At 61.5% G+C, this 25,010-nt stretch carries 29 protein-coding genes; 5 read left to right on the top strand and 24 right to left on the bottom strand.

The window, feature by feature from the left end; genetic code table 11:
* Positions 1-65: 65 nt before the first annotated feature.
* From AACR93_RS07220 to AACR93_RS07300, 17 genes are read right to left on the bottom strand one after another with little or no spacing between them, the layout of a single operon-like run.
* Complete coding sequence (locus AACR93_RS07220) at positions 66-1,307, bottom strand: beta-ketoacyl-ACP synthase (protein ID WP_043850302.1); 1,242 nt, start codon at positions 1,305-1,307, stop codon at positions 66-68.
* Positions 1,304-2,029, bottom strand: coding sequence for a 3-ketoacyl-ACP reductase FabG2 (locus AACR93_RS07225; protein ID WP_043850303.1), 726 nt, complete (start codon positions 2,027-2,029; stop codon positions 1,304-1,306). Before AACR93_RS07225 ends, AACR93_RS07220 begins: the two co-directional genes overlap by 4 nt.
* Entirely contained in the window at positions 2,026-2,484 is a 459-nt protein-coding gene (locus tag AACR93_RS07230; protein ID WP_043850304.1) for an ApeP family dehydratase, read from the bottom strand. Before AACR93_RS07230 ends, AACR93_RS07225 begins: the two co-directional genes overlap by 4 nt.
* Positions 2,481-3,647, bottom strand: coding sequence for a beta-ketoacyl-[acyl-carrier-protein] synthase family protein (locus tag AACR93_RS07235; protein ID WP_043850305.1), 1,167 nt, complete (start codon positions 3,645-3,647; stop codon positions 2,481-2,483). Before AACR93_RS07235 ends, AACR93_RS07230 begins: the two co-directional genes overlap by 4 nt.
* A complete protein-coding gene (locus tag AACR93_RS07240; RefSeq protein ID WP_156152918.1) occupies positions 3,644-4,198 on the bottom strand; it encodes a DUF3261 domain-containing protein in 555 nt (184 codons plus the stop codon). The genes AACR93_RS07235 and AACR93_RS07240 overlap by 4 nt, the downstream gene beginning before the upstream one ends.
* Positions 4,198-6,513, bottom strand: coding sequence for an MMPL family transporter (locus AACR93_RS07245; RefSeq protein WP_052497055.1), 2,316 nt, complete (start codon positions 6,511-6,513; stop codon positions 4,198-4,200). The genes AACR93_RS07240 and AACR93_RS07245 overlap by 1 nt, the downstream gene beginning before the upstream one ends.
* Positions 6,500-7,096 carry an outer membrane lipoprotein carrier protein LolA gene (locus tag AACR93_RS07250; RefSeq protein WP_043850352.1) on the bottom strand — a complete coding sequence of 199 codons (597 nt, stop codon included), beginning with the start codon at positions 7,094-7,096 and terminating at the stop codon, positions 6,500-6,502. Before AACR93_RS07250 ends, AACR93_RS07245 begins: the two co-directional genes overlap by 14 nt.
* Positions 7,096-7,518, bottom strand: a complete 423-nt coding sequence (locus tag AACR93_RS07255) for an acyl-CoA thioesterase (protein WP_442853468.1) — start codon at positions 7,516-7,518, stop codon at positions 7,096-7,098. The genes AACR93_RS07250 and AACR93_RS07255 overlap by 1 nt, the downstream gene beginning before the upstream one ends.
* Complete coding sequence (locus AACR93_RS07260) at positions 7,511-9,061, bottom strand: HAL/PAL/TAL family ammonia-lyase (RefSeq protein ID WP_442853469.1); 1,551 nt, start codon at positions 9,059-9,061, stop codon at positions 7,511-7,513. Before AACR93_RS07260 ends, AACR93_RS07255 begins: the two co-directional genes overlap by 8 nt.
* 7 nt (positions 9,062-9,068) lie before the next feature.
* Positions 9,069-10,745, bottom strand: a complete 1,677-nt coding sequence (locus AACR93_RS07265) for a glycosyltransferase family 2 protein (protein ID WP_043850310.1) — start codon at positions 10,743-10,745, stop codon at positions 9,069-9,071.
* Positions 10,742-11,107: an ApeI family dehydratase gene (locus tag AACR93_RS07270; protein ID WP_043850311.1), complete on the bottom strand. Its 366-nt coding sequence runs from the start codon at positions 11,105-11,107 to the stop codon at positions 10,742-10,744. The genes AACR93_RS07265 and AACR93_RS07270 overlap by 4 nt, the downstream gene beginning before the upstream one ends.
* Positions 11,107-12,498, bottom strand: coding sequence for an AMP-binding protein (locus tag AACR93_RS07275; RefSeq protein WP_043850312.1), 1,392 nt, complete (start codon positions 12,496-12,498; stop codon positions 11,107-11,109). The genes AACR93_RS07270 and AACR93_RS07275 overlap by 1 nt, the downstream gene beginning before the upstream one ends.
* Entirely contained in the window at positions 12,495-13,058 is a 564-nt protein-coding gene (locus AACR93_RS07280) for a hypothetical protein (RefSeq protein ID WP_043850313.1), read from the bottom strand. The genes AACR93_RS07275 and AACR93_RS07280 overlap by 4 nt, the downstream gene beginning before the upstream one ends.
* Positions 13,058-13,303 carry an acyl carrier protein gene (locus tag AACR93_RS07285; protein ID WP_033114589.1) on the bottom strand — a complete coding sequence of 82 codons (246 nt, stop codon included), beginning with the start codon at positions 13,301-13,303 and terminating at the stop codon, positions 13,058-13,060. The genes AACR93_RS07280 and AACR93_RS07285 overlap by 1 nt, the downstream gene beginning before the upstream one ends.
* Before the next feature lie 5 nt (positions 13,304-13,308).
* A complete protein-coding gene (locus AACR93_RS07290) occupies positions 13,309-13,569 on the bottom strand; it encodes a phosphopantetheine-binding protein (RefSeq protein WP_033114590.1) in 261 nt (86 codons plus the stop codon).
* Positions 13,550-14,344 carry a lysophospholipid acyltransferase family protein gene (locus tag AACR93_RS07295; protein WP_043850314.1) on the bottom strand — a complete coding sequence of 265 codons (795 nt, stop codon included), beginning with the start codon at positions 14,342-14,344 and terminating at the stop codon, positions 13,550-13,552. Before AACR93_RS07295 ends, AACR93_RS07290 begins: the two co-directional genes overlap by 20 nt.
* Positions 14,329-15,042 carry a beta-ketoacyl synthase chain length factor gene (locus AACR93_RS07300; RefSeq protein ID WP_043850315.1) on the bottom strand — a complete coding sequence of 238 codons (714 nt, stop codon included), beginning with the start codon at positions 15,040-15,042 and terminating at the stop codon, positions 14,329-14,331. The genes AACR93_RS07295 and AACR93_RS07300 overlap by 16 nt, the downstream gene beginning before the upstream one ends.
* A 252-nt stretch (positions 15,043-15,294) precedes the next feature.
* Here AACR93_RS07300 and AACR93_RS07305 point away from each other — a divergent pair, with 252 nt between their 5' ends.
* The 3 genes from AACR93_RS07305 to AACR93_RS07315 are packed head-to-tail and all read left to right on the top strand — an operon-like array spanning position 15,295 to position 16,995.
* A complete protein-coding gene (locus AACR93_RS07305; protein ID WP_043850316.1) occupies positions 15,295-15,690 on the top strand; it encodes a hypothetical protein in 396 nt (131 codons plus the stop codon).
* 12 nt (positions 15,691-15,702) lie between these two features.
* Positions 15,703-16,764: a methyltransferase gene (locus AACR93_RS07310; RefSeq protein WP_043850317.1), complete on the top strand. Its 1,062-nt coding sequence runs from the start codon at positions 15,703-15,705 to the stop codon at positions 16,762-16,764.
* Positions 16,765-16,782: 18 nt separating this feature from the next.
* Positions 16,783-16,995, top strand: a complete 213-nt coding sequence (locus AACR93_RS07315) for a hypothetical protein (RefSeq protein WP_050513450.1) — start codon at positions 16,783-16,785, stop codon at positions 16,993-16,995.
* A 41-nt stretch (positions 16,996-17,036) separates the two neighbouring features.
* Here the strand turns inward: AACR93_RS07315 and AACR93_RS07320 are convergent, their stop codons facing one another.
* Together AACR93_RS07320 and AACR93_RS07325 are read right to left on the bottom strand one after the other, a co-directional pair.
* A complete protein-coding gene (locus tag AACR93_RS07320; RefSeq protein WP_043850318.1) occupies positions 17,037-17,945 on the bottom strand; it encodes a pseudouridine-5'-phosphate glycosidase in 909 nt (302 codons plus the stop codon).
* A complete protein-coding gene (locus tag AACR93_RS07325; protein ID WP_043850319.1) occupies positions 17,939-19,030 on the bottom strand; it encodes a PfkB family carbohydrate kinase in 1,092 nt (363 codons plus the stop codon). Before AACR93_RS07325 ends, AACR93_RS07320 begins: the two co-directional genes overlap by 7 nt.
* Positions 19,031-19,233: 203 nt before the next feature.
* On the opposite strand from AACR93_RS07325, the gene AACR93_RS07330 reads away from it, so the two are divergent.
* Positions 19,234-19,698: an RNA methyltransferase gene (locus AACR93_RS07330; RefSeq protein WP_043850320.1), complete on the top strand. Its 465-nt coding sequence runs from the start codon at positions 19,234-19,236 to the stop codon at positions 19,696-19,698.
* Positions 19,699-19,704: 6 nt separating this feature from the next.
* Here AACR93_RS07330 and AACR93_RS07335 read toward each other — a convergent pair whose 3' ends face one another.
* Complete coding sequence (locus AACR93_RS07335) at positions 19,705-20,457, bottom strand: substrate-binding periplasmic protein (RefSeq protein WP_043850353.1); 753 nt, start codon at positions 20,455-20,457, stop codon at positions 19,705-19,707.
* Positions 20,458-20,652: 195 nt separating this feature from the next.
* Here AACR93_RS07335 and AACR93_RS07340 point away from each other — a divergent pair, with 195 nt between their 5' ends.
* Positions 20,653-21,084 (top strand): universal stress protein, encoded by a 432-nt coding sequence (locus tag AACR93_RS07340; protein WP_033114597.1) that lies wholly within the window; start codon positions 20,653-20,655, stop codon positions 21,082-21,084.
* Between the two features lie 67 nt (positions 21,085-21,151).
* On the opposite strand, the gene AACR93_RS07345 is transcribed toward AACR93_RS07340, so the two are convergent.
* The 4 genes from AACR93_RS07345 to crp form a co-directional block, all read right to left on the bottom strand.
* The gene (locus AACR93_RS07345; protein ID WP_043850321.1) at positions 21,152-21,787 is read right to left on the bottom strand and encodes a murein L,D-transpeptidase catalytic domain family protein; all 636 of its coding nucleotides are present in this window, start codon (positions 21,785-21,787) and stop codon (positions 21,152-21,154) included.
* 176 nt (positions 21,788-21,963) lie between these two features.
* Complete coding sequence (locus AACR93_RS07350) at positions 21,964-23,076, bottom strand: porin (RefSeq protein WP_043850322.1); 1,113 nt, start codon at positions 23,074-23,076, stop codon at positions 21,964-21,966.
* A 328-nt stretch (positions 23,077-23,404) separates the two neighbouring features.
* On the bottom strand, positions 23,405-24,205 hold the full coding sequence (locus tag AACR93_RS07355) for a putative RNA methyltransferase (RefSeq protein WP_043850323.1): 801 nt from the start codon (positions 24,203-24,205) through the stop codon (positions 23,405-23,407).
* 108 nt (positions 24,206-24,313) lie between these two features.
* Positions 24,314-24,952, bottom strand: coding sequence for a cAMP-activated global transcriptional regulator CRP (gene crp / locus AACR93_RS07360; RefSeq protein WP_005335304.1), 639 nt, complete (start codon positions 24,950-24,952; stop codon positions 24,314-24,316).
* Positions 24,953-25,010: the final 58 nt, after the last annotated feature.

Consider the following 25,010-nt stretch of genomic DNA (forward strand, 5'->3'; position numbering starts at 1 on the left):
ACGCCGGATTGCGGATAAAACAAGGGGCCATATCGGCCCCTTTTTCGTGCTCGCTGTGATGTTACTTATTTTGTTTCATCGTGCCAGCGGCGGAAGATGAGCGAGGTGTTGATGCCACCGAAGGCGAAGTTGTTGGACATCAGATACTCGATCTCCAGCTGGCGTCCCTGACCCGTGATGTGGTCGAGGGGCTCGCAGGCAGGATCCGGGTTGGCCAGATTGAGGGTCGGGGCAAACCAGCCATCGTGCAGCATCTCAAGCGACAGCCAGGCTTCGATGGCGCCACAGGCACCGAGGGTATGGCCGAAGTAGCTCTTGAGCGAGGAGATGGGGGTCTGGTCACCGAAGATGGCGGCAGTCGCCTGGCTCTCGGCGATATCGCCCCGCTCGGTGGCGGTGCCGTGAGCACTGATATAGCCAATCTGCTCGGGACGCAGCCCGGCCTGATCCAGCGCCATCTGCATGCAGAGCTGCATGGTCTGGCTCTGGGGCTGGGTGACATGGGCCGCATCGCAGTTGGTGGCAAAGCCGACCAGCTCGGCGATGATGTGGGCGCCGCGGGCGAGGGCATGCTCCAGCTCTTCGAGCACCAGAGTGGCAGCCCCTTCACCGATCACCAGTCCGTCGCGATCCCGGTCAAACGGGCGTGGGGTGAGCTCGGGGGTATCGTTGAGCTGACTGGTGGCAAACAGGGTGTCGAACACCACCGCCTCGGAGGGGCAGAGCTCCTCCGCGCCACCTGCCACCATCACGGTCTGGTAGCCGTGGCGGATCGCCTCGTAGGCGTAGCCGATCCCCTGGCTGCCCGAGGTGCATGCGCTGGATGTCGGGATGACCCGGCCTCGCAGGCCGAAGAAGAGGCCGGTGTTGACCGCCGTCGTGTGCGGCATCATCTGCACATAGGTGGTGGCGGTGATGTTGGCGGTGGTCTTGTCGTTGAGCATGGCGCCAAAGGCGCTGATGGGCGCCGTGCTGCCGGTGGAGGAGCCATAGGCGATACCGGTGCGGCCATCGCTCAGCACCGGCTCGTTCAGCAACTTCGCCTGCTCCAGCGCGAGCTCGGAGGCCACGGTCGACATCTCGGAAACTCGTCCCATGGCGCGGATCTTCTTGCGCGGATAGTGGGCCGGCAGGGCAAAGTCGCTGATCGGTGCGGCCAGCCGGGTGTTGAGCCCGTCATAGACCCCCCACTCGTGCATGGTGACCACGGCGTTGCGTCCTGCCTGCAGGCGCGGTTTGACGCTGGCCCAGTCGTTGCCAAAGGCGGTCACACCGGCCATGCCGGTGACTACGACCCGTCGATTCATATCAGGCCTCCGTTGATGGAAATAACTTGCCGGGTGACATAGCCGGCGATGTCGGACATCAGGTAGGAGACCAGACCGGCTACCTCCTCTGCCTGTCCCATGCGTTTGAGAGGGATCATCTTGAGCGCTTCGCCCTCTACTTCCGAGCTGACCATGCCGGTGTCGATAAGGCCGGGGGCCACGCAGTTGACCGTGATCCGCCGTTTGGCGAGTTCCAGTGCCAGCGCCTTGGTGGCGCCGATAAGGCCGGCCTTGGAGGCGCTGTAGTTGACCTGACCGCGGTTGCCCATGATACCGGAGACCGAGGAGAGGGTGACGATACGTCCGCCGCGGCGCAGTCCGATCATTGGCATGATGCAGGGCTTGAGCAGGTTGTAGAAACCGTCGAGGTTGGTGTGGATGACATCATCCCACTCGTTGTCGGTGAGCGCCGGGAAGGCCCCGTCACGCACGATGCCGGCATTGCAGACCACGCCGTAGTAAGCGCCGTGTTGCTCGATGTCGGCTTCAAGGCGTGCTCGGCACAGCTCGCGATCGCCGATATCGAACTGGATGAGGCGCCCGCTGCCGCCCTGGGCGGTGATCTCGTCGAGGGTCGCCTGCGCTCCCTGTTGGTCGCTGTGGTAGTGGACGACTACGGTGAAACCATCGGCCGCCAGCTTGAGGGCGATGGCGCGGCCAATTCCCTTGCTGGCGCCGCTAACCAGTACGGTCGAGTTCATTGTTTCTGCTCCAGTAAATCTGTCAGTTGTGCCTCGGTGGGCTGATAGGTGCTCAGGCGGGCTCTGGCGCACTCGCGATCCCCAAGCCAGATGCTGCATTCAAAGCTGGCCATCCCGCCATCCTGCAGCAGGCAGTGGGCCTCGATGCGTAGCCGGCTGCCGGCGGCAAAGAGGGGCAGTTCGCTCTGGTATTTGCGGGTGCCGAGCAGCATGCCGATCCGCACCGGCTCATGGTGGCTGTGTGCCTGCATGCCGGCCCAGGCGGCGATGGTTTGCGCCATCAGTTCGATGCCGCACCAGCCGGGCAGATCGCCGTTGTCATCGAGCAGCAGCGCCTGCCGTGCTCCCACCACCGTTTCGCAGCAGACACTCTGCTCGTCGTGCGCTGTGACGCGTTCGAGCAGCAGCATTGGCGCGCGATGGGGAAGCAGTTGTTCTATGGGAGGAAAAGTCATGATGCCTCTTTGCCAAAAATCAGGCTGACGTTGTTGCCACCAAAGGCAAACGAGTTGGACATGATGATATCGACCGGCCCCTGCTCCTGCACAAGGGCGATGGGGGCCAGTGCCGGATCGGCCGTTTCACCCTGCGGTGGCAGCGGCAGGCTACGTTCGATCAGCAGGCAGCAGAGCGCCGCTTCGGTCGCACCGGCAGCCCCGAGGGTGTGGCCGGTCAGCACCTTGGTCGAGCTGACCGGGACCTTGCTCGGGAAGAGGCGCGCCAGCGCGCGGCTCTCCATCTCGTCGTTGAGGCGGGTGGCAGTGCCGTGGGCATTGACGTAGCCGATCCGCTCAGCCTCAAGGCCGGCACGAGTCAGCGCCATCCGCATTGCCCGCTCGGCCCCTTCCCCTTGCGGGTGCGGCGCCGAGATATGCCAGGCATCCGATGACTCTCCATCTCCCAGCAGGGCTAGCGGAGCGGGCTCCAGGCTCACCAGAAACAGGGCCGCTCCTTCGCCGATGTTGATGCCGTCGCGTCCGGCGGCAAACGGCAGGCAGCGCTGTTCGCTCAGGGACTCGAGACTGTCAAAGCCGTTGAGGGTGAGGCCGCACAGAGAGTCGGCCCCACCGACCAGCGCCACATTGGCCTGACCGCTGGCCAGCAGGCGGCGGGCGGTAATGAAGGCGCGCGCGCTTGAGGAACAGGCGGTCGAGATGGTCATCGCCGGCCCCTCAAGGTCAAGGTGAGCGGCGAGAAACAGCGAGGGTGAGCCGAGCTCCTGCTGCACATAGTCAAACTGTGGCGGCAGCGCTTCACCACGCTCGCTCGCTGCAACGGCCACCTCGGCCTCGCCGATGCCGGAGGTGCTGGTGCCGAGCACCAGCGCCACCCGCTGCGATCCGACGCGGGCGATAGCGGCATTCACTTGGTCTTCGATATCGGCCAGCGCAGCGAGCAGCAACCGGTTGTTGCGCGAATCGTAGGGGGGATGCGTCACCGCTGGCAACGGATGGCGCACCCGACCCACCGGCGAGGTGCGGCCATCGACCAGCGTCCAGCGCTCACCATCGAGCGGGCTGGCGCCACGGGTGCGCCACGCCTTGAGGGCGGCACTCACCTCATCCTTGCCACGGCCGAGGGCGTTGATGAGGCTGTAGGCGTGAATGTAGAGGGTCATTGCGCCAGATTCTCCAGTTGCAGGCGGTAGCCAAAGCGGTGCTGGGTCAGGCTGACCGGCTCGCGCTGGCCTTGCCAGTGCTGATAGCGGATCTCGGTGACCAGCACGCCTTCAGGGTCGGTGAGGCGGCGAACATCCCCCTCATCGACCAGCTGCCAGCCCGCCGGCAGACGGGATTGCCACTCGGCCAGCGGCCAGTAGCAGAGCATCACGTCGGCCAGTACCTGAGCCGGCGGGGGCAGGGCGTTGCCGGGCAGGGGGAGCAGCCGCTCGCTGTGAATGCCGCGCTGGTCGTACTGCACCTTGAACAGGCGCGCCCCGGTCGGCATCAGCCCGACCAGGGTGATGCCCTGCTGGCTGGCCTCCAGAGCGGTGAGCAGCTGATACTGCTTGCCCTTGACGCTGGCGATCAGCAGTTGCTGACGGTTTAGCGGTTCGGCGCGCTGGGGCGCCGGCAGCGAGAGGGGGACGCCCGGGGCGATAAACGCCTCTATCCCCTGCTGGCTGCTGCAACCGGTCAGCAGCACCAGCAGCAAGTACCAGTATCTCATCATGACTCCGCAGCTGGCCGCGGGGCCAGCACCATGGGGGATAACAGAAACGCGGTGAAGATCCCGCCGCTCAGCACAATCCCGAAACCGGCGATGGCCGGGGTGTTGCTGAGCGCCAGCAGGCCAAAGGCCAGCAGGGTGGTGAGGTGGGCCAGCAGGATGGCGAGCAGGGTCGATTGCTGGCGGGCAGGCTCGCTGCCGCAGTGGGCGAAGAAGAGCCCGTAATCGATGCCGATGCCGAAGATAAGGCTCAGCGCCAGCACGCCAAAGAGGGTGAGCGGCTGGCCACTGAAGCCGAGCAGCGCCAGCCCCATGGCGATGGCCAGCCCGTTGACCAGCAGGATGCGCAGGGTCAGGCGCCAGCCGATGCGATGCCAGAGCAGCCCCATCACCAGCACCACCGCGACCAGCAGCAGCTCGGCGAGCTTGAGGCGGTAATCGGCAAAGAGCTGGCTCCACTGGCTGCGCTGATCCTGCCAGATCACCCCGTCATGCTCGTCGGCCAGACGGGCCAGCGCGGCGGCATCGTGAATGCCGGCCAGCGGCACCCAGACCCCGACCCGGCCATCGGGCAGGGCGTACCAGAGCAGGCGGCTCCCTTCGCTGACCGGGCTGGTTAGCCACGCCTCGGGGGTCAGCAGGTCCAGGGGCCGAGCGCTGGCCTCCACCGGCACCCCGGCCGCCTTGAGGGCGGAAATGACACCCGGTTGCAGCGCCATGATGGCCTGATGATCCGCCTGCTGACGAACCTTCGAGGGGATCCACTGGCTGATGGCAACAAACTGGTCGAGCACCTTGTGCTGGCGGGCCAACTCAAGCTGGCCAGCCAGCGTCTCGAGGCGGGTGAGGGCCTGCTCGCCATTGCTGCCCACCACCAGATAGCCGGTCATGCCGCCCTGCTGGCCGGTCAGTTGCTGGATCTGGCGCTCCTGCGCCTGCAGTTCGTGGGGCAGGGGTTGCAGCTTCTGGATATCGTCATCGACCGCGAGGCGGCTGATGCCGATGGCGCTGATCACCAGCACCAGTAGCGGCAGCCAGCGGCGCAGGCCGCTCGGGCGCTGCCACGCCTCAATCCAGCGCACCTGCCAGTGGCGGATGGGCAAAGCTCCCTGCGGCAGGTCGCCCAGCCAGTAGGGGAAGAGCAGCAGCACGGTCAGGAAGGCGGCCAGCAAGCCGGCCAGCGCGCAGATGGCGAGCTGCTGCAGCCCCGGGAAGGGGGCGAGCCAGAGCAGGGCATAGCCGATCAGGGTAGTGAGCAGCGCCAGACTCAGCCCTGGCAGCAGGTGGGCACGGGTCTGCGCCGGTGTTTCGTGGCCATGCAGGCGCCGCTCGCTCAGGAAGTGGATGGCATAGTCGATGGAGATGCCGATAAGGCTTGAGCTGATCACCAGGGTGAAGACGTGGATCTCGCCAAACACCAGCAGTACGGCGCCGAGCCCCCATAGCATCCCCATCGTCAGCGGCAGCAGGGAGAGCTGCAGGGCGCGCACGGAGCGAAATGCCAGCCAGATGAGCACAATGACCCCGATCAGCGAGCCCAGCCCGATGGTCGAGATATCCTGCTCGGCGAGCGAACTGGCGTGCTGGCTGTAGAAGAGAGTGCCGCGGCGCAGCAGTTCGACGCCCGGATAGTGCTGGCGCAACTGCTGCTCGGCGGCTGCCAGTTCGGTGAGCAGTTGGCGGTTGCGCGCCATGTCGAAAGCGGAGAGGTTGAGTTCGGCCCGCACCATATACCAGCGGCGGCCATCCGGCCCGGTGCTGCTGAGCCAACCCTTTTCGTCCAGCTGCATCGGACTCTTCTGCTCCAGCACCGCAGCGCGGGTCAGCAGCAGGGGATCGGCCTGCCACTCGGCGCGCGAGACGCCGCCGAAGGGGGAGTAGATCTGCCCCAGCACCCACTGGCTCCACCCCTCAGGGCCACTGGCCAGCCGCGCCCGCGCGCTTGGCGTGAGGTGTTGCCACGCCATCTGTCGCATGTAGCTCTGCCAGGCACCGGCAAGGGTCGGCTGGGCCGCTTTAAGATGTTCCAGTGAGTTGATGGCGGCCAGCTGCTTGCTCCACGCGGTCGCGGCGGCTTCACCATTTTCGCCGGCGGGCAGGCTCACCAGCCACACCAGCTGCCGGTCGAGGTTGGCGAGCAGTCCGGCCCGGATTTCCGGATGCCACTGCTGGTGCTCCTCTTTGGGCAGCAGATCCATCACGCTGGTATTGAAGCGGGCGCGGGGCAGGGCCAGCGCCAGGGAAAGGCAGACCGCCACGCAGAGCAGCAGCCACAATCGCCCCAGCAGGCGCCACTGTTTCTCAGTGAGCATCAAAACGGGATTGCTCCTCGGCACTCAGGGGCAGGGTTTTAAGCTGCCAGTCAACAAAACGGATCAGGGTGACATCCCCCTGTTTGTCATGGATGGCGAGAGAGGCGAGCTCGTGACGCCCCTTGAGCACCAGACTGGCGAAGACCTTGTCGAGAGGCGAGCGGATGGGCTCTAGAGTCAGGGTCCACTCCTCCCCCTCGCTGGCGAGTTTGTGGCGAAAGTAGTTATCCAGCGCCGCTTCGCTCGGGTCGAACAGGGCCAGCATCAGGTTGCTGAACTCAAGCAGTTGCGGGCTGTCGAGGGTCTGGGCCGGTTGACCGGGCAACTGCTGCACCATGCGCGTCGGGGTGAGAGTCAGCGTCAGGGGAAAGGGTTTCTGCTGCTGCCACCAGAGCCCCTTGCCCTTCACCAGCAGCAGCTCGCCGCTGGAGCGCAGCGCCTGAGTGAGGCCGCTTATCTGGCGCTCCTGCTCGAAGCGGGCGCTGCGGGCATCGGCCGCCGTGAGCTGTTGCTGCACATCGGCCAGGGTGATTGCCAGTGTGGGCCATGAGAGCAGAGCCAGCAGCAGAAGGGTGAAGCGGGCCATCATTCGCTCACCCCCAGCTTGTCGAGCAGCACCTGCGGTGAGGCGAGGCACATCTCGCCGCTCTGCTTGCTGACTGCCACCTGCACCGAGTACCCCTTGCTGGTGCGCTTGCCACTCTGCGGGTCATAGAGGAGGTAATCGATCTTGAGGCGGTGCTGGTACTCGACCAGGGTGGCGCGCACCCGCACCGTCTGGCCAAAGCGCAGCGGGGCTATGTACTTCATCCGCACATCGATGACCGGCCACAGATAGCCGGAGGCCTCCATCTGCGGGTAGTTGTAGTCGATGCGATCGAGCAGGGCGCAGCGGGCCAGCTCGATGTAGCGCAGGTAGTGGCCGTGCCAGGCGACGGCCATCATGTCCACGTCGTGGAAGGGAACGGTGACATCGACTTCGGCACTCAGCTGCCAGGACTCAGACATGGGACACCTCGTCATAAATCGGGTAGTGGCGTGCCTGCAGGCGGGCCATCATGGCGCGCAGTTCGGCCTCCAGCGGGCGATCTTCGCAGAGGAAGGGGTGATCGCGGCGTACCGCCTCGACAGTGGTTGCGAGCGCCGGACTGAGGGTGGTCAGGTCATGGCCCCGCAGGGCGAGGCGCAGCTCGACTCCCTGCACCGCCGCCAGCAGGCTGGCGCTGGCTACCTGTTCGGTCAGGGTCAGCACCCGCAGCGCATCGCGAGCGGCGATGGTGCCCATGCTCACCTTGTCCTGATTGTGGCACTCGGTCGAGCGCGAGAAGACGCTGGCTGGCATGGTGTGCTTGAGCGCCTCCGCAGTCCAGGCCGAGGCGCCAATTTGCACCGCCTTGAAGCCGTGGTTGATAAAGCGGCGCTCGGCACTTGCGCCGGAGAGGTTGCTCGGTAGCCCCTGATTGAACTTGCTGTCGACCAGCTGGGCCAGCTGACGGTCGAGCAGATCGGCCAGATTGGCCACCGCCACCTTCATGCTGTCCATCGCCATGGCGATATGGCCGCCGTAGAAGTGACCGCCGTGCATCACATGCTCCCCGTCACCGTCGATGAGGGGGTTGTCGTTGGCACTGTTGAGCTCGTTTTCGATAAGCGTGCGCCACCAGGGCAGGCTGTCGGCCACCACGCCGATGACGTGGGGGGCGCAGCGCAGGGAGTAGCGATCCTGTAGCCGGTTGCTGTGGTGCGGCAGCTCGCCGCTCTGCAGATCGGCGCGCAGCCAGGCAGCGATTTGCTGCTGGCCCGGGTGGGGCTTGGCGGCAAACAGGCGCTCGTCAAAGTGGAAGGCGTTGCCCTCCATCGCCACGCTCACCAGCGCCGTGATGCGGGTGCAGAGCCGCATCAGGTAGTCGCAGCGGGAGTAGGCAAGGCAGGCGAGGGCCGTCATCACCGAGGTGCCGTTCATCAGTGCCAGCCCCTCTTTCGGGCGCAGCTGGAGCGGTGTGATGCCGAGCTCGCGATAGAGCTCGGCCGCACTGGTCAGCTCCCCGTTGCGGTAGAGTTCTCGCTCGCCGATCAGCGCTGCCGCCACGTAGGAGAGCGGAGTGAGATCGCCGCTGGCACCGACCGAACCCTCTTCGGGAATGCGCGGCAACAGGTCTTGCTCCAGCAGCCAGGTGAGCCGCTCGAGCAGGGGCAGGCTGACGCCGGAAACTCCCTGTGCCAGCGAGTTGAGGCGGGTAGCCAGCACGGCGCGGGTGGCGGCCAGACTGAGGTTTTCGCCCATGCCACAGCCGTGAAAGCGGGTCAGATGCAGGGGCAGGGTATCGACCAGATCGAGTGGTACCGCCCGGGTGACCGAGTCGCCATAGCCCGTGGTGACCCCGTAGATCACCCCTTCCTCGGCGAGCAGCCGGTCAAGATAGTCGGCCCCGCGCTGGATGCGGGCCCGGAACTCGGGGGCCGGGTTGAGGCGTGGCGTGGCGCGACGCTCGGCCAGCGCGACGACCTCTTCGATGGTGAGGGGGCGGGCCCCGAAATGGATCTCGTGCATGCCTTGATCAGTCCTGCTCATCGGTCAGATGCCAAAAGTCGAAAAAGTTGAACCACTCCAGCGGCGCACGCAGGCAGTGGTGTTCCAGCCGGTTGGCGTAGTGCTGTACCCGGGCCTCGAGTTGCTGCTGGCGCCCGGCCCGCGGCAGGGGCGAGCCGTCGGCGAACGGCTCGAAGTGCACCCGAAAGCGCCCCTGCTCCCGCAGCCCGAACATCAGGTAGGTGGGGCAGCCGAGGATGGCCGACAGCGCAAACGGGCCGAGCGGGAAGGGGGCCTTGGCACCGAGAAAATCGGCCCAGACCACCCGTTTCTCTTTGGTCACCGAGGTGCGATCGCCGACGATCACCACCCACTCCCCCGCCTCGATGCGCGATTTGAGCATGATGGCGGTATCGGCCCCCAGCTCCTGTACCTGTACCAGATTGAGGCCGGAGTCGGGGTTCACCTCCTGCAGCAGGGTGTTGAAGCGGGCTGCGTGGCGGGTAAAGACCAGCGCCGTGATGCGTACCCCTTGCGCCTTGCTGCCAAGGGCGCGACACAGCTCCAGATTGCCCAGATGGGAGCCGATGATGAGGGCTCCCTTGCCGCGAGCCGCCTCGTAATGGTGCGGGTTCACCAGCTCGATGTCGTCGAGGCCGATGTCGCCGCGCCAGGCGGCCAGTTTGTCGAGCGCCGCCTCGCCAAAGCGCAGGAAGTGGCGCAGGCTCCCCACCGGTTCGGGCAGCGGCTGGTTGAGCTCGGCGGCGCGAGCGGTGAGGCGGGCCAGATAGTCGCGGGAGGCCTCGCGCTGGCTGCGACCGGTCAGCCAGAAGTAGCAGATGACTGGCAGCAGCAGGGCCTTGAAGCCCGGACGGCCGAGCAGCCGGTAGCTCCAGAGCATGGTGCGAATGCCGAGCAGGGTGCCGCGCTCCGGGGTGCGTGACCAGTGTTCCCGTCCGCGCTTCAACAGCTGGCCGGGGGCGCGCAACAGGCTGGCTGCACCATCGCGCAGCAGGGTCAGCACCAGACGGGTGTGCATCCAGGAGATGCGCAGGTTGTCGTGCAGCGGGTTGAAATGGGAGAGGCCGTTCTCGGGGTAGTGCACCTTGACCGGAACAAAGCGCACTGCCACGCCGCGCCAGTGCAGGCGCACCATGATTTCGATGTCGAAATCCATCCGCTCGCCGAGAGTGCACTGCTCAAGCAGCGCGCAGCTCGTCTCGACCGGATAGACGCGAAGGCCGCACATGCTGTCCTTGATCTCGAAGGAGAGTGTCTCAATCCAGACCCAGACATGAGTCAGGTAGCGGCCGTAGAGGCGCCCCTTTGGCACAGATTCATCGTATTCGGGGGCGCCGGAGATGAGCGCCTGCGGGAAGCGCTCTGATTCGGCCAGCAGCTCTGGCAGGCGGGATAGATCGTGCTGGCCATCTGCATCGACCTGCAGGGCGTGGCTGAAGCCGCGCGCTCTGGCTGCCAGCAGCGCCGTTTTGACCGCGCCCCCCTTGCCCCGGTTGTGCGGATGGCGAAGCAACGTGACCCAACCGGCGTGTTCGGTTGCCAGCTGATCGAGCAGGACGGCGGCCGCCGGCTCGCTGCCATCATCGACCAGCAGGCAGGGAAGTTCGAGCGGCGCGAGTTCACGCAGCACCGCCGCGAGAGGGGCTGCGTGGTTGTAGCAGGGGATGATGATGCAGGGCGTCACGATAGCTTGACCCGTCCACTGCTTGCGATCGGCAGCGTATCGACATCCTCTGCGCTGCCGAGACGATATTCAAAGCGCAGCTGGCCGTCGCCATGAGCGCGCAATATCAGCCAGCAGTGATCATCCGGGCGCAGCGGGCGTTGGAACTTGAGTTGGTCCATCCCCTGAAACTCGCCGGTGAGCAGCTTCTCTGCGCGGGCGAAGTGAATGGCCAGTTGCAGCTGGGTGACCCCGGGCAGCAGGGGCGCGCCGGGAAAATGGCCTGCAAACCAGGGCAGGTCGGCACTCAGGTGCAGCAGCAGCTGCACGCTATCGGAGGTGGCCTGACGTGCCAGCAGGGCGGGCAGCAGTGAACTATCCATCAGGTGGGTACTCCGGGTTGTTGCAGTGGCGTCTGGTCAAACGCCTGACGCAGCACCACACCGTCGCGTTTGCCCGCGCCGGTCAGGGGCAGCGCCGGAAAAAGTCTGATGCTGCGCGGCAGCGCCACCGGCTCGAGCCAGGGGCGCAGCTGGCGGCGCAACTGTTGCAAGAAGGCGCCGTGGCCAAGGCGGGTGAAGCTCTGCACTCCCTGCTGGCTGAGCACCAGTGCGACGCCAAGCACCTGGCGTCCGCCCTGCTCAAGGGGCAAGACGGCAGCATCGAGAACCCCTTCAAGCGCCTTGATGCGCAGCTCGACATCGTCGAGCGAGATGCGTTTTTCCTCGAGCTTGACGATGCGATCGCGCCTGCCAAGCAGGTGAAAGCGGCCTGCTGCGCCTTTGTCGCCATCATCACACAGAGCGATGCGATCGCTGCCGACCCAGGGCTCAGGCTCATCCATAAAGGGTGAGCGCAACAGCAGAGTCTGCTCTTCGTCACAGCTGACAGTGACACCGGCAAAAGGGGTCCAGGGGATATCGGGCGCAGCGCTCTGGCGCCAGCCGATGCCGCCGGTCTCGCTGCTGCCGTAGATCTCCACCGGCAAGGGGCCGAGCAGCGCCGCACACTGGCGTGCATCTTCATAGGCGAGCGGGCCGCCGGAGGAGAAGATCTGCCGGCAGCCGCTTCCCGCAAGGGCGGGATCGAGCCGCGACAGGAAGGCGGGCGAGCTGACCAGTACCCACGGCTCTTTCTGGCTGGCCAGTTGCTCCGGATAGTCGGTCTGGCTGCGGGCAAACGGAATGCCGAGCGCCAGCGGCAGCAGGATGCGAAAGAGCAGGCCGTAGATGTGCTGATGGCTGACGCTGGAGAAGAGCCGCACTCCCCCAAGGTGCTGATGCCACAGGGCGATCTGGGTACGTACCTCTGCCTCAAGCAGCGCCCAGGGTTTGGTGATCCCCTTGGGCTGGCCGGTTGAACCCGAGGTGTAGAGAGTGATCTCGGGGGCCAGCGTTGCTATCGCTTCCGTGGCTGGCAATGGCTCGCAGGCTGTAACGGCATCGATGGGCAGCACGGTGCATGGGAGCTGCAGTGGTTCATCGCAAAGCAGTCCATCGAAGGCATCTTGACCCAGCAGCTCCTGCAAGCCGGCGAGGCGCTGGTGGCCGGGCAGCACCACGGCTCGCCCAGCCATGGCGCAGGCGAGCAGCGCCTGACAAAAGTGGTAGCTGTCTCCGGTGCAGATGGCCCAGCGCTGCGCCGGCAGTGCGGTGAGCTGGCGGGCGAGCAGCAAGGCGCTCTGGCGCAGTTGTGCCAGCGTCCACACTCGCTTGCCATCGAAGGTGACGACGCGGTTGCCATCTGCCTGCAGCAGTTCATCGAGCAGGGTCATGCGCTATCCCGTTTCATCACGCGCTGGCGCACCAGCCATTCACCGCCCATCAGCACGCCCATCAGCAGATAGCTGACAAGGCCGTTGTAGAGGCTCCAGAGCGCCAGATCGCCGTGCCAGACAGTCCAGCCAGAAAAGAGGCCGTTACCGATAAAAAAGAGGCACCACACCCGGGTCACCTTGCGGGTGTAGCGGACTCCCCGCTCCGGCAGATCCGGTGTGGTGAGGCGGGCCAGCCGCTCAACCAGCGTCATAGGTTGAGTGAGGCTCCAGCCAAACACTCCCAGCAGGGTCGCGTTGACGGCAATGGGGTAGTAAAGCAGCCAGTCGTGCTCGCGAAACCAGAGGTTGAGGCCGATCAGCAACAGGCCGACGGCCCCGAGCCAGCGGGTCGCCCAGCGCCAAGCGCCCGGCAGGGCTGCGCCGGCAAACAGGCGAATGGCAAACAGCGGCAACAGCAGCAGAGCCAGCAGGCCTCTCTCCCCGTGTGACAGGCCAAGATAGACCAGCAGGGGATAGAGCAGCAGCAAGACGCCCGCCAGCAGGTTGATGCGACGCATTACTCGGCGAGCAGGCGTTCGACGGCGTCGACCACGTCGGCGACGGTGCGTACCGACTTGAACTCTTCCGGCTTGATCTTCTTGCCGGTCAGTTTTTGCAGGTGCACCACCAGATCGATGGCGTCGATGCTGTCGAGCTCGAGTTGTTGATAGAGCTTGGCATCCATGGTGACGTCTTCGGGGTCGATTTCGAACAGCTCGACCAGGGCGCGGCGAATTTCGTTGAAGATCTCATCTCTGGTCATGGCGATTATCCCCGCTGCTGGTTGACGAGGGCAGCCAGGGCTGCAACAGAGGCAAAGTGACGACGGGTATTCTCGTCATCAGCCGAGAGCACGATGCCGTAGCGTCCCTTGATCGCCAGTCCCAGCTCCAGCGCATCGATGGAGTCGAGGCCGAGACCGTCATTGAAGAGCGGGGCGTCGGTGTCGATATCGGCAGTCGTCATGCCTTCGAGGTTGAGGCTGTCGATGATAAGTTGTTTGATTTCTTCAGTTAGTGTTTGTTGCATCTTGAGTCCATACAGAGGCGGATTGGGCCGGGCTCAATACCCGTTTGAAATAGTGAGTGAGATGCCGCGCGGCCAGCGAAGGGGCCTCTTCGTGCGGCATCAGATCCCGAGCCTGACACTGTGGCAGAAACTCTACCGTAAAGAGTGGCTTGTGCGCGGGAACATGGAACCATTTGTGCTGTTTGGTCAGAAACGGGGCCGAGCAGTGAATGCGAACCGGTTGTAGCCTGGCCTGACAACGGACGGCCAGATGGGCTGCGCCGCGCTGCAGTTGCAGCGGCTCGCCGGGGGTTGTGCGGGTGCCTTCCGGAAAGACCAGCAGTACCGCACCTTGTTGCAGGCGTTCACAACATACCGGTAATAATGTTTCGGCCGCGGCATTGGGAATATAACCGGCGGCCCGCACGATGCCGGCGACAAACGGATTATGCCAGAGCGCCTCTTTGACAATACAGTCGCACTCCGGCATGTAGGCCGCCAGCAATACATAATCGAGCAGGCTGGGGTGGTTGGCCAATACCAATACGCCACTCAGTTGTTGGGGAATATTGTTAAAGCGATAATCCAGCACCCTTAATTGCCTGAGCACATTGAGGAAAAAACGAAAACTTATTCTGATGGTGCTTTGGGTAAGGTGGCGACGCGTTTCCCCGCGTACCAATAACCAGAGCAGTGGAAACCAGACCAGCGTCAGCAGCAGGCAGCCAATGCCGAACAGGGTAAATCCCAGCATGGTACCAATCAGGCGCCAGAGCCGGTTTAATTGCGCTGCCATAGCCACTCCCTGCGACCGTCGGTGAGCCGAAATTGTGGCATGTCGTCCAGCAAGGCGCGCCAGCACGCGAGTGCATCGCCCTTGCCGGTTGCGCCAGTGTCCGTCGCCAGCGCACTCCCCTGCCACTCATCGCCCCGGCTCAGCAACAGCGCCACCGCATGGGGCGGCGGTTCATCACCGAGCCAGGGTTGGCTAAATGCCGGCAGCGTCCCCTCAAAGGCCACCACCAGTACCCGTTCCATACCGTCGGCGAGCATGCCGATGGCTTCCTGCAGGGCCGCGGCAAAGGTACCGCTCCCCGCTGCCAGCGAGCTCATGGGGATGGGCTGCTTGCCCTGAATGGAGGTCAGCCCGGCCGCCGTGTTGTGTACTGACTGGGAGAAATCGGTTGGGGAGAGGCTGCGCGCCTGTGCCAGTGCAGTCAGCAGGCCAATGGAGCGATCCAGCTCCCCGTGGCGGCTGGCAAACACGGTTCCCTCTACCGTATGGCGCGACATCATATCGAGGGCCACTTCTACCGCAAGGCGGCTACCCAGGCTCATGCGGCGTGCCACCATCATGGGGATGTGAGGCGTTGCCACAGGCGATTGCGTTGGCCAGATCCCCTCTTTCGCCCACTCTTGCCACTGCTCCCGGGTGGTGAGCCCCGGCGCCAGCGCGCAACTTTCAACGATGGAAAAAGAGGAATTCTTGTACACGAAACAACCTTGACAGGGTGATGCTAACGGGGAGACTCGACCACGGGCTCCACCAGTGGTTCAGCTCCAGTTAAGGATTTGAATAGGACGTGCATATTACCACCATTTCAAATCAAGAACAGGGGCAAGCAGTGACGCAAGTTACAAGTATGAAGAAAGTATTCACCCTCACCTTTATTTATTGAAAGGACACACATTTTATTGTCTCATTGGGTCGGCTTTGACAGGTTCCAATTACAAAGGGTTACAAAAATGAAAATGCTCAAAATTATTATCAGCGCATTAACACTGCTGTTGGTTGCCGGTTGTTCAACTTCCCAGCCGGTCATGAATATGACCAATAGTCTGGTTCCGGCCAATCTGAGTGAAAAGGATGTTTCTCGCGCCATTATTAATGCTGGTGTTAGTAAGAAGTGGGTAATGCGTGAAGAGCAGCCCGGGTTAATTACTGGCCATATTCAGGTTCGCCAACATCAGGCCAATATCAGCATTCCTTATAACACCGTTAATTACTCCATTAATTATGTGAGCAGCGTCAATTTGGATGACAAGGGTAAAGGAAAAATCCACCGCAATTACAACCGCTGGATTATTGGGCTTAACGAAGCAATTCAAATCGAATTGAATCGCGCCAGCAGCAGCAAGTAAGGTCGGTGTCTCTTGAATCACTATCAGGCGGATCGTCATAACGCACTGGATGCCATCAGTCAGGCCCAGCGGATCGCTTTTGCTCCCATGCTGTTTCAGGCAGCCTGGAGCTTGCGTGAGTTCGGCATTCTGGCGTTTCTAGCCAAAGAGCGGCAAGGGGCGACCGCTGCGCAGATCGCCGAGGCGACCGGCTTGACCGAGTATGCGGTCAGTGTACTGCTCGACATGGGGCTGGGGGGCGGCATCTGCCACCTCAACGGGGAGTGCTACCTGCTGGACAAGGTGGGTCACTATCTGTTAAGCGACCCCATGACCCGGGTCAACATGGATTTTGTCCAGCACGTCTGTTACAAGCCCCTTGCCCACCTGCAGCAGGCCATCGAAAGTGGCACGCCTGCCGGGCTCAAGGAGTTTGGCGACTGGTCAAATCTCTATGCCCATCTCAAGGATCTGCCGGAGCCTGCGCGCAGCAGCTGGTTTCGTTTCGATCACTTCTATTCGGACTGGGCGTTCAAGCAGGCGCAGGATCTGGTGCTTGGATACGAGCCGCGTCACCTCTACGATCTGGGGGGCAATACCGGCAAGTGGGCCATCTCGTGTGCTCGGCGCAGTCCCGAACTGCAGGTGACCATTCTCGATCTGCCCGAGCAGATTGCCATGGCCAGCGAGCAGATCCGAGCCGCGGGGCTTGCCGAGCGGGTGCAGGGGTATCCGGTCAATCTGCTCTCGGAGCAAACGCTGCCCGGTGAGGCGGACATCTGGTGGATGAGCCAGTTTCTCGACTGCTTCAGCCATGACGAGATTGTGGCCATGCTGCGGCGGATCAGAAGCAGCATGAAGGAGGGGGCCAGGTTGTGCATTCTGGAGCTGTTCTGGGATCGGCAGCCGTTTGAGGCGGCGAGTTTCAGCCTCAACGCCACCTCTCTCTACTTTACCTGTCTGGCCAATGGCAACAGTCGCTTCTACCACTCCAAGGAGTTGTACCAGTGTCTGCGCGAGGCCGAGTTCCATGTCGAGGAGGATCACGACATTCCGGGGCCGGGCCATACCCTGCTGGTTGCCAAGCCACTGTGATACGCCGGGAGAAGTGACATGAGCACAGTACAGATGAAATGCGTTCTGCTGATTGCGGGCGTGCTGCTGACGGGGTGTGCCGAGATGAAGGGGGTTGGTCGAACGATTGGCCATACCTCTCGTGATGTCACCCGGGAGATCGGTCATACGACCCGTGATGTGACCAAGGAGATAGGTCACGGCACGCGCGATACCGTCAAGGGCATCGGCAACGAGATTAAAAACATGTAATAGCAGGAGGGCCAACAGGCCCTCCTTTCATTTGCGCTTGATTACAGCGCGGCGGCGATGCGGGCACCGAGCGCCGCGTTGTTCAGTACCAGCTGGATGTTGGCCGCCAGCGAGTTGCCGCCGGTCAGCTCGCAGACACGTGCCAGCAGGAAGGGGGTTGACGCTTTGCCCTTGATCCCCTGCTCGTCCGCTTCATGGTGCGCCCGGGCAATGGCTGCGTCGATGTCGGTTTTCGGCATGGCGTGTGCAGTCGGGATGGGGTTGGCCACCACGGCGCCGCCCGCCAGTCCCAGCTCCCACTTGAGGCGCAGCGCCTCGGCGATGGCCGCCGGACTCTCCAGTCGATAATCAACCTTGAAGCCGCTCTCGCGGGTGTAGAAGGCGGGCAACTCTTCGGTTTGATAGCCGATCACCGGCACCCCTTGCGTCTCCAGATACTCCAGAGTCAGCCCGATATCGAGAATTGATTTGGCACCGGCACAGACTACGGCCACCGGCGTTTGTGCCAATTCCTGCAGGTCGGCCGAGATATCGAAGGTCTCCTGCGCGCCGCGATGTACCCCGCCAATGCCACCGGTGGCAAAGACCCGGATCCCCGCCATGGCAGCGATGATCATGGTGGAGGCGACCGTGGTGGCTCCCATTCCCTTGCGCGCCAGTACGAACGGAATGTCGCGGCGGCTGCACTTGGTCACGCTGTGGCCAGCCCGGCCCAGCGCTTCCAGCGCACCGGCATCCAGACCCACCTTGAGGCTGCCGTCGAGGATGGCGATGGTCGCCGGAATGGCACCGTTATCGCGCACCACCTGCTCCACCTGACGGGCCGTCTCCACGTTCTGCGGATAGGGCATGCCGTGGGAGATGATGGTTGATTCGAGGGCGACGACCGGTTTGCCGGCGGCCAGCGCGGCAGCAACTTCCGGTTGGATATCGAGGTAAGCGTTCAGCATGAGTACTCCTCCAGTATGCGGTCAACGGCGGTCTTGCTCAGACCGGAAAAAACGGTATCGGAACAATTGACGGTGAGGGCGGCGCAGCCCAGGGCAAAGCGGGTGGTCTGGGCAATGTCGAGCTCTTGCAGCCAGGCGTGGGCGAGGCCAGCCATAAAGGCATCCCCGCCGCCGGTGACGTTGAGTACCGGACTGCCCAGCACCGGCAGGTGGCCCTGCTGCTCGCCATCGCTGTAGAAGATCCCCTGTTCACCCAGACTGAGGAACAGTCGCTTGACCCCGGCGCGGTGGAACCAGGCAGCCACCATGGGCCAGGTTTCGGGCCCGGCGATGGTCATGCCGCACAGCTGCTCGGCTTCGCTGCGATTGGGTTTGAGGGTGTGGATCTTGCCGAGCCAGGGGCGGATCTTCTCCACCTTGGCCACCGAAACAGTATCGACAAAGATGGCGTGCTCACCTTGCCGCTCGAACAGCCAATCAAGGGTGTGAATGGCCAGATTGGTGTCGAGCACCCAGAGCCGGGCACCGCCGAGAAAGCCGCCGAGCGGGGTCAGGCGGGCAGGAGTGAGCTGCTCGATAATGGCCATGTCATTGATGGCACAGCTCATTTCGCCGCTGCCATCATGCAGGCTGAGATAACAGGAGGTGGTGTGGCCGTCCAGCACCAGAGTCTGGCGCACATCGACGCCGGCCCGCTGGCTTACCTCCAGCAGATGATGACCATACTGGTCGTTGCCGACTGCAGTCAGCAGTCGGGTATCGCTGCCGAGCCGCGCCAGATTCTCGGCGATATTGCGGCCAACACCACCGGCCGAGGTGCGCACCTTGCCCGGATTGGAGTCGCCGAGCAGCAGGTTGTCGTGGCTGGTGCCGCAAATATCCATATTGGCACCGCCGATCACCACCACGTAGGGACCCTCTCGCAGTACATAACCTCTGCCTTGCACATACCCCTGCCGGATCAGGCTTGAGATGTGGCTGGCCAGCGCAGAGCGGCTGATGCCGAGGCGATCGGCCAGCTCCTGCTGGGCAATCATGGGATCCTGACGCAGCAGGGCGAGGATCTCTTGTTCACGCTCAGTCATAGACAAACATCCATTTACAAACGTTTGTCCATTATTGCTGGGAAACGTTTGTCGGCTATCGGTTTGTACAAAATTTGTCGGCTTGCGCACAAAAAATCGACATCCGTGATGGGGCGACGAGTCGTTGAGCCTGGTGAGGTACTTTTAACGGGTCGATGACCCCGCTGCGGCTTATAATGGTCGCCGCAAGATGAGGAGAGATGATGGACAAGAGAGCATTCTGCTGCGTAGGGCTGGTCAATCCCAAATCCCCGGAAAATGTCGGTGCCGTGATGCGGGCTGCCGGTTGCTACGGGGTGGATGAGGTCTACTACACCGGCAACCGCTTCGAGCTGGCGCGCCGCTTTGCCACCGATACCAAGCAGATGGTGGAGAAGATCCCGTTGCTCGGGGTGGATGACCTGCTGCAATTCATGCCAGAAGGGTGTGTTCCCGTGGTGGTCGATCTGATCGACGGCGCTACGCCGCTCCCCGACTATGTCCATCCGGAGCGCGCTTTTTATATCTTCGGGCCGGAGGATGGCACCCTGGATCCCAAGCTCTATGGCGCGGTGAAAGATGTGGTTTATGTGCCGACCCAAGGCTGCATGAATCTGGCTGCCTCGGTCAATGTGATCCTCTATGACCGCTTGGCCAAGGGGTATGGCCACCACAGGCAGAAAGAGTAGGAAGATTTACCGGATGGGGGCTACTTTTGCCTTCTGCTCCATCTCCTTGATAAAGCCCTGGTAATAGTCGTAGAGCAGATGGCGCCGATAGATATTGGCCAGCTCGCCGCTGCGGATCAGATTGACCATCTCCCTATCCCAAAGCTGCTGTAGTGCTTCCCCTCGCTCGCTGTCGCTAAAAACAGGATAGGTGGGGATCCAGCGTAAAAAGATGCGGCTCATGCTGGTGGGGGGCGGATTGGCTACGTGCAGCACACCGACGGTCATGTAATAGCGATAGCGCTCCTTCTCGAGCAGCTGGAGGGCCATCTCGTAGCTGTCCACTTCATGCCAGTTCATGGGTACTGATATGTATTTGTCCAGCGCCCAGCCCCGCTGCCATAACACCTGCTGGCCAGCCAGACTCTGCTCCCCCTGCCATTTCGGCTGCCACTGCTTGAGCATGATGACAGAGAGATCGTCCGCTGAATCTGGGTATTCCGGCATACGCACATCGCCCAGTTCATGTTGATAGACTCCCAGTGCCATGTCCCCCTTGTTGCGGGTCACCATGGCGAGGGCACGCTTGTAGGGAACAATATGGGGGACGATGGTGTAACCATGGGGTTGATAGATGCTGTTGACCAAATCAAGGTAGAACCCTTGTCCATCGGTTTGACAGAAACCGGGCCAGTTGTCGCAATAGACGTGAAGTGATTCTGCGCGGCAGAAGAGAGATGCGCAGAGATAACAGACCAACAGACAACCGATACGCAGTATGGTCACAATCGGCCTCTCGAGGGCAGCTAAAAAGGGGGGAGTTGATACCTTATTTTACACCATGCGCTCTCCGGGAGGCGCGGTAACCATGCCTTTGAATGCTCGTTTTGCGACAGGGTCGAGAGTTATTTGCAGTCGGGTTGATATGATCTCGTTGAGATTCAATAGCACCCCAATCAGTAGAGGAGACTGCTTATGCCATCGATCAAGACACTGCTTTGTCCCGTCGACTTTTCTCAAATGTCCAAAGCGGTTCTCGACTATGCCGTATTCATGGCGCAAAGCCATGACGCCCGGTTAAAGCTGGTTCACGTCGTCGATCAACTGCATGGTTTTGACAGCTACAAGATCCTGCACATGACTGCTGTCGAGATTACTCACGAGATGGAGCGTCAGGCCAGAACCCAGCTCAAGGAGCTGGTGGCTACCTTGCCGATTCCCGCCACGTTTGACATCCGTTTTGGCCGCGCGGCCGATGAGATTGTCATTCAGGCCAATGATGATGAGGCGGATCTCATCGTGATGGGGAGCCATGGCCGCTCCGGCATCAGCCACCTGCTGGTGGGCAGCGTTGCCGAATCTGTGGTACGTCATGCCCCTTGTCCGGTGCTGGTCGTTCGCCAATAAAACGAGCTGTACGGTTATTTAAAAACAAGTGTTCAAGAAAAGGGCCAGCGGTTGCTGGCCCTTTTCTTTATCCGTGAGCGTAGATCACGCTCCCTCCCTTGATGGTATCTATGATGGCTCTGGCCTGCTCCTGGGGAAGGGCAGGGCAACCCCAGCTTCTGCCCAGCTTGTCATATTTGAGCAGATGGCGCGGGCTGGCATAGTCTGCTCCGTGCACCACGATGGCTCGCTTGCGGGCATTGCTGTTCAGACCCGGAGTCAGACCATCCAGCCGCAATGAGTAGCCATGCTTGCCAAGATAGGTTTCGGCGGTGCGATAGACACCGAGCGAGCTTTTCATCGAGTTGGGCTGGTTGGAGAATTGATGGGCGGCCAGTTCGCCAGAGTTGCGACCGTGGCTGACCCAGGTGTAGTAGAGCAGTTTGTAGCGTTTCATATCGATGACCAGCAGCCGGCGCAGAGTAGATGGTTTGCTGTAATCGATAATGGTCAGAATAGATTTGTTTTTATGGCGCACGCTCTGGTAGCTATTGAGCGCTTTGCGAAAGGTTTGTTGATCAAGTTTGCCGGCGAGGCCGAGCTGACGGTAGAGGCTCTTGTCCCAGCTTGCCTGCGCGGGGGCGGTAAAACCGAGACTTCCCAACAGCAGCGACAGTATCAACCACATCTGCCACCAGATCTTGTTCCTGAACAGTCGTTTCATCCGTGAATGTCCTTCTGTGCACCATTTTTGTATGCAGATAGCGGCACTTGGCAACTCTCCGCTCGATAGTTATATGCAAGGTGCTGAAAAGGCGCAATAAAAAACCGGCCGCAAGCGGCCGGAAGAAATTCAAACAGTAGACATTGATTTCACAGGTATAACTGACTTCTAAAAACTTAGAAGTTGTACTGCAGGGCTACAGCAACAACGTCATCGGTGTTCTGACCCAGGGAGTTGACGGACTTACCATCTACGGAATCCAGCAGGTTCAGTTTGTAGTCGACGTAAGCGTTGAAGTTGTCGGTAAAGTTGTACCAGGCACCGATAGATACGTACTCGGTGTAGGTATCATCGATACCGTGAGCGCCATCTTTCACGTCAGTGCGCAGGTAGGCCAGAGAAGGCTTGAACTTGCCGATGGTGTACTGGGCAACAGCTTCGTAACCATCCATCTTCTCGGCGTAGCCGTTCTTGACGAACAGGTGATCTTCACCGTGGGAGTAGGTAGCGGCCAAGTAGAGGTTATCAGCAGCGTACTTGGCACCAAAGCCCATCAGCTTGGCATCTTTCTCGCCACCGAAGGCAGCGTATTTAGCCTGCTCGTCGGTCTTGCCTGCCTGGTTGTATACGGCACCCAGGCTCAGACCCATGTTGAAGTCATAGTTGGCGGAGAAGGCAAAGCCCTCTTTGGAACCGGTGCTGTTCCAGTTGGTGCCAGCAACATACGGGTTGTTACCGTTGAAGGATTGGTTGATTTCGCTGCGGCCGGAGTTCTGCGGATCGTTGTTACCGGTGAACTGGGCGCCCAGGGTCAGACCCTGATAGGTGTAGATGTACTGGGCCAGGCCATTGGTACGACCGGTACCGAATACTTCGGTATTTTTACCCAGGCCGTCACCGCCCCACTCGGGCAGTACGTCGGTGTAGTTGTTAACGGCTTTGGTGAACAGGCCATCCTGACGACCGTAGCTGAAGGCACCGAAGCGGTCGTGCTTGATACCGGCGTAGGCATAACGCAGTTCATCGTTGTCAGAACCGGAAGTCGGCAGGTTGTATTCGGCAAAACCGAACGCTTTCATTTCCGGAGCAATTTTGGTTTCGCCTGCAACGTGCAGACGGAAATAGCTCTGGTCACCTTCGGCGCTGTTGTTGTCAGTGCCATAGTAAGCACCTTGAGCGCGGCCGCCGATGTCCAGCTTGGTGTCGTTCTGGTTGTACACAGTAGCAGCATGGGCACCGCTCGCCAGCAGCAGGCTGGAGATGGCCATAGTCAGTGCAGACTTCTTCATATGCTTATTCCTCTGATGTAAACACTTCCGAACCTGTATTCGGTTCTGTTAAATCGGAAATGGTCCGATAGCCACACGGTAGGCGCCCTAACCTTGACTGGCGCTGAATCTATCTGTGTTTAATTGGCGCCATAAGGAGATGAATATGTTGAGTATGTCAGGTTTGTACAGTTTAAAAGTCTAGTTAATTCAGATTGTTAGTTTTTTAATCTGAGTTTGGCTGGGGGGAGGGCAAAGGGGGAGAGCAATGATTGAGCGTGTGAACCAAATCACGTTTTGATGTTCAAAGGGGGTCGGCGAGAGCAGGGTGCCTGCTCTCGCAGTGTGATCAGAGCGGTTTTTGCCACAGGGTCAGCAGCAGATCCTGTTCCAGTTCGTCCGGGCCCTGATGGGTGAACGCGTGGCGCTGCTCACCCGTGGCCCGCCAGCCGAGGCGGCTGGTTTCCAGAATAAAGCTGCGCAGTCCCTGATCGAGAGTCTGGGAGAATTGAGCGCGTTGCTGCGCAATCTTGGTCAGGCCTGCGAGGGCCGGCCAGCTGAGCGGGTGTTCCATGCTGATCGGGTTGAGGCTGACTCTTAGTTGCCACTGATGGCGGGGGCCTGGCTGCAGATAGAGCAGATAGCCGCCCGGTGTCAGCCAGTTGACCAGCTGTTCGGTTTTGATCTTGAGGTCGTTGACCAGCAGCAAGTCAGCGGAGTTTGGCATAAGCGGGGCTTTGGCTGGATCGGCAATGACGAAACTGCCGTCAGGCTGCGCCTTGGTGGCGGCAAAGATGGCATTCTTGGCGATATCGACGCCGGCAAACTGCCAGCCCGGCAGGCGTTCGGCCAGCGCGCGGCAGTAGTAGCCCTCGCCACAGCCCAGATGGATCAGTTCGCGCGGCTCGAGGGGGGTGAGCAGGCTGGCCATTGCTTCGACCAGCGGCAGCTGGTGGCCCTGTTCGAGAAAGTGACGCTTGGCGCGCATCAACGCCCGGCTGTCGCTGTCCTTGGGGTTTTTCTTGCCGGGGATGAGATCCAGATAGCCTTCCGGGGCGGGATCAAAGTGGTGCTTGTTGTCGCAGTAGCGACCCTTTGAGGCTTCATGCAGATGAAGCTGGCTGCGGCAACGGGGACATTGAAGGTGCATAGCGATTCTCTTGGCGAAAGCTGGAACGGGCGTTCGGGATTATAGGGGAGGTGATCAAAAAAGGCTGCCGTAGCAGCCTTTTGGAGCCAGTGGTCCGGGACCTGTGGATCAGCGGGTACCGAATACCACAATGGTTTTACCGTGGGCAGAGATGAGTTCCTGCTCTTCCAGCATCTTGAGGATGCGGCCAACGGTTTCACGGGAGCAGCCGACGATCTGGCCGATCTCCTGACGGGTGATCTTGATCTGCATGCCATCCGGGTGGGTCATGGCATCCGGCTGTTTGGCCAGGTTCAGCAGGGTCTGGGCAATCCGGCCGGTTACATCCAGGAAGGCGAGGTTACCCACTTTCTGGCTGGTGTGCTGCAGGCGCTTGGCCATCTGGCCGGAGAGGCGCATCAGGATATCCGGGTTGACCTGGATCAGCTGACGGAACTTCTTGTAGGAGATCTCGGCAACTTCGCAGGAGCCCTTGGCGCGTACCCAGGCAGAGCGCTCGGGATTTTCGTTCTCTTCGAACATACCCATCTCGCCGAGGAAATCCCCCTGGTTGAGATAGGAGAGGATCATCTCTTTGCCCTCGTCGTCCTTGATCAGCACGGCAACCGTGCCCTTGACGATGTAGTAGAGGGTTTCCGCTTTTTCACCCGCGTGGATCAGGGTGCTCTTGGCGGGGTACTTATGAATGTGGCAGTGCGACAAGAACCATTCCAGGGTGGGATCGCTTTGCGGTTTGCCAATAACCATGAGAATTCCTCTGTAGTGTCTTTTTATGGACTCGAGCGTCCAGGCAAGCAGCCAACTC

The organism is Aeromonas sp. L_1B5_3 (genome assembly GCF_963866575.1).
GTDB lineage: Bacteria > Pseudomonadota > Gammaproteobacteria > Enterobacterales > Aeromonadaceae > Aeromonas > Aeromonas jandaei.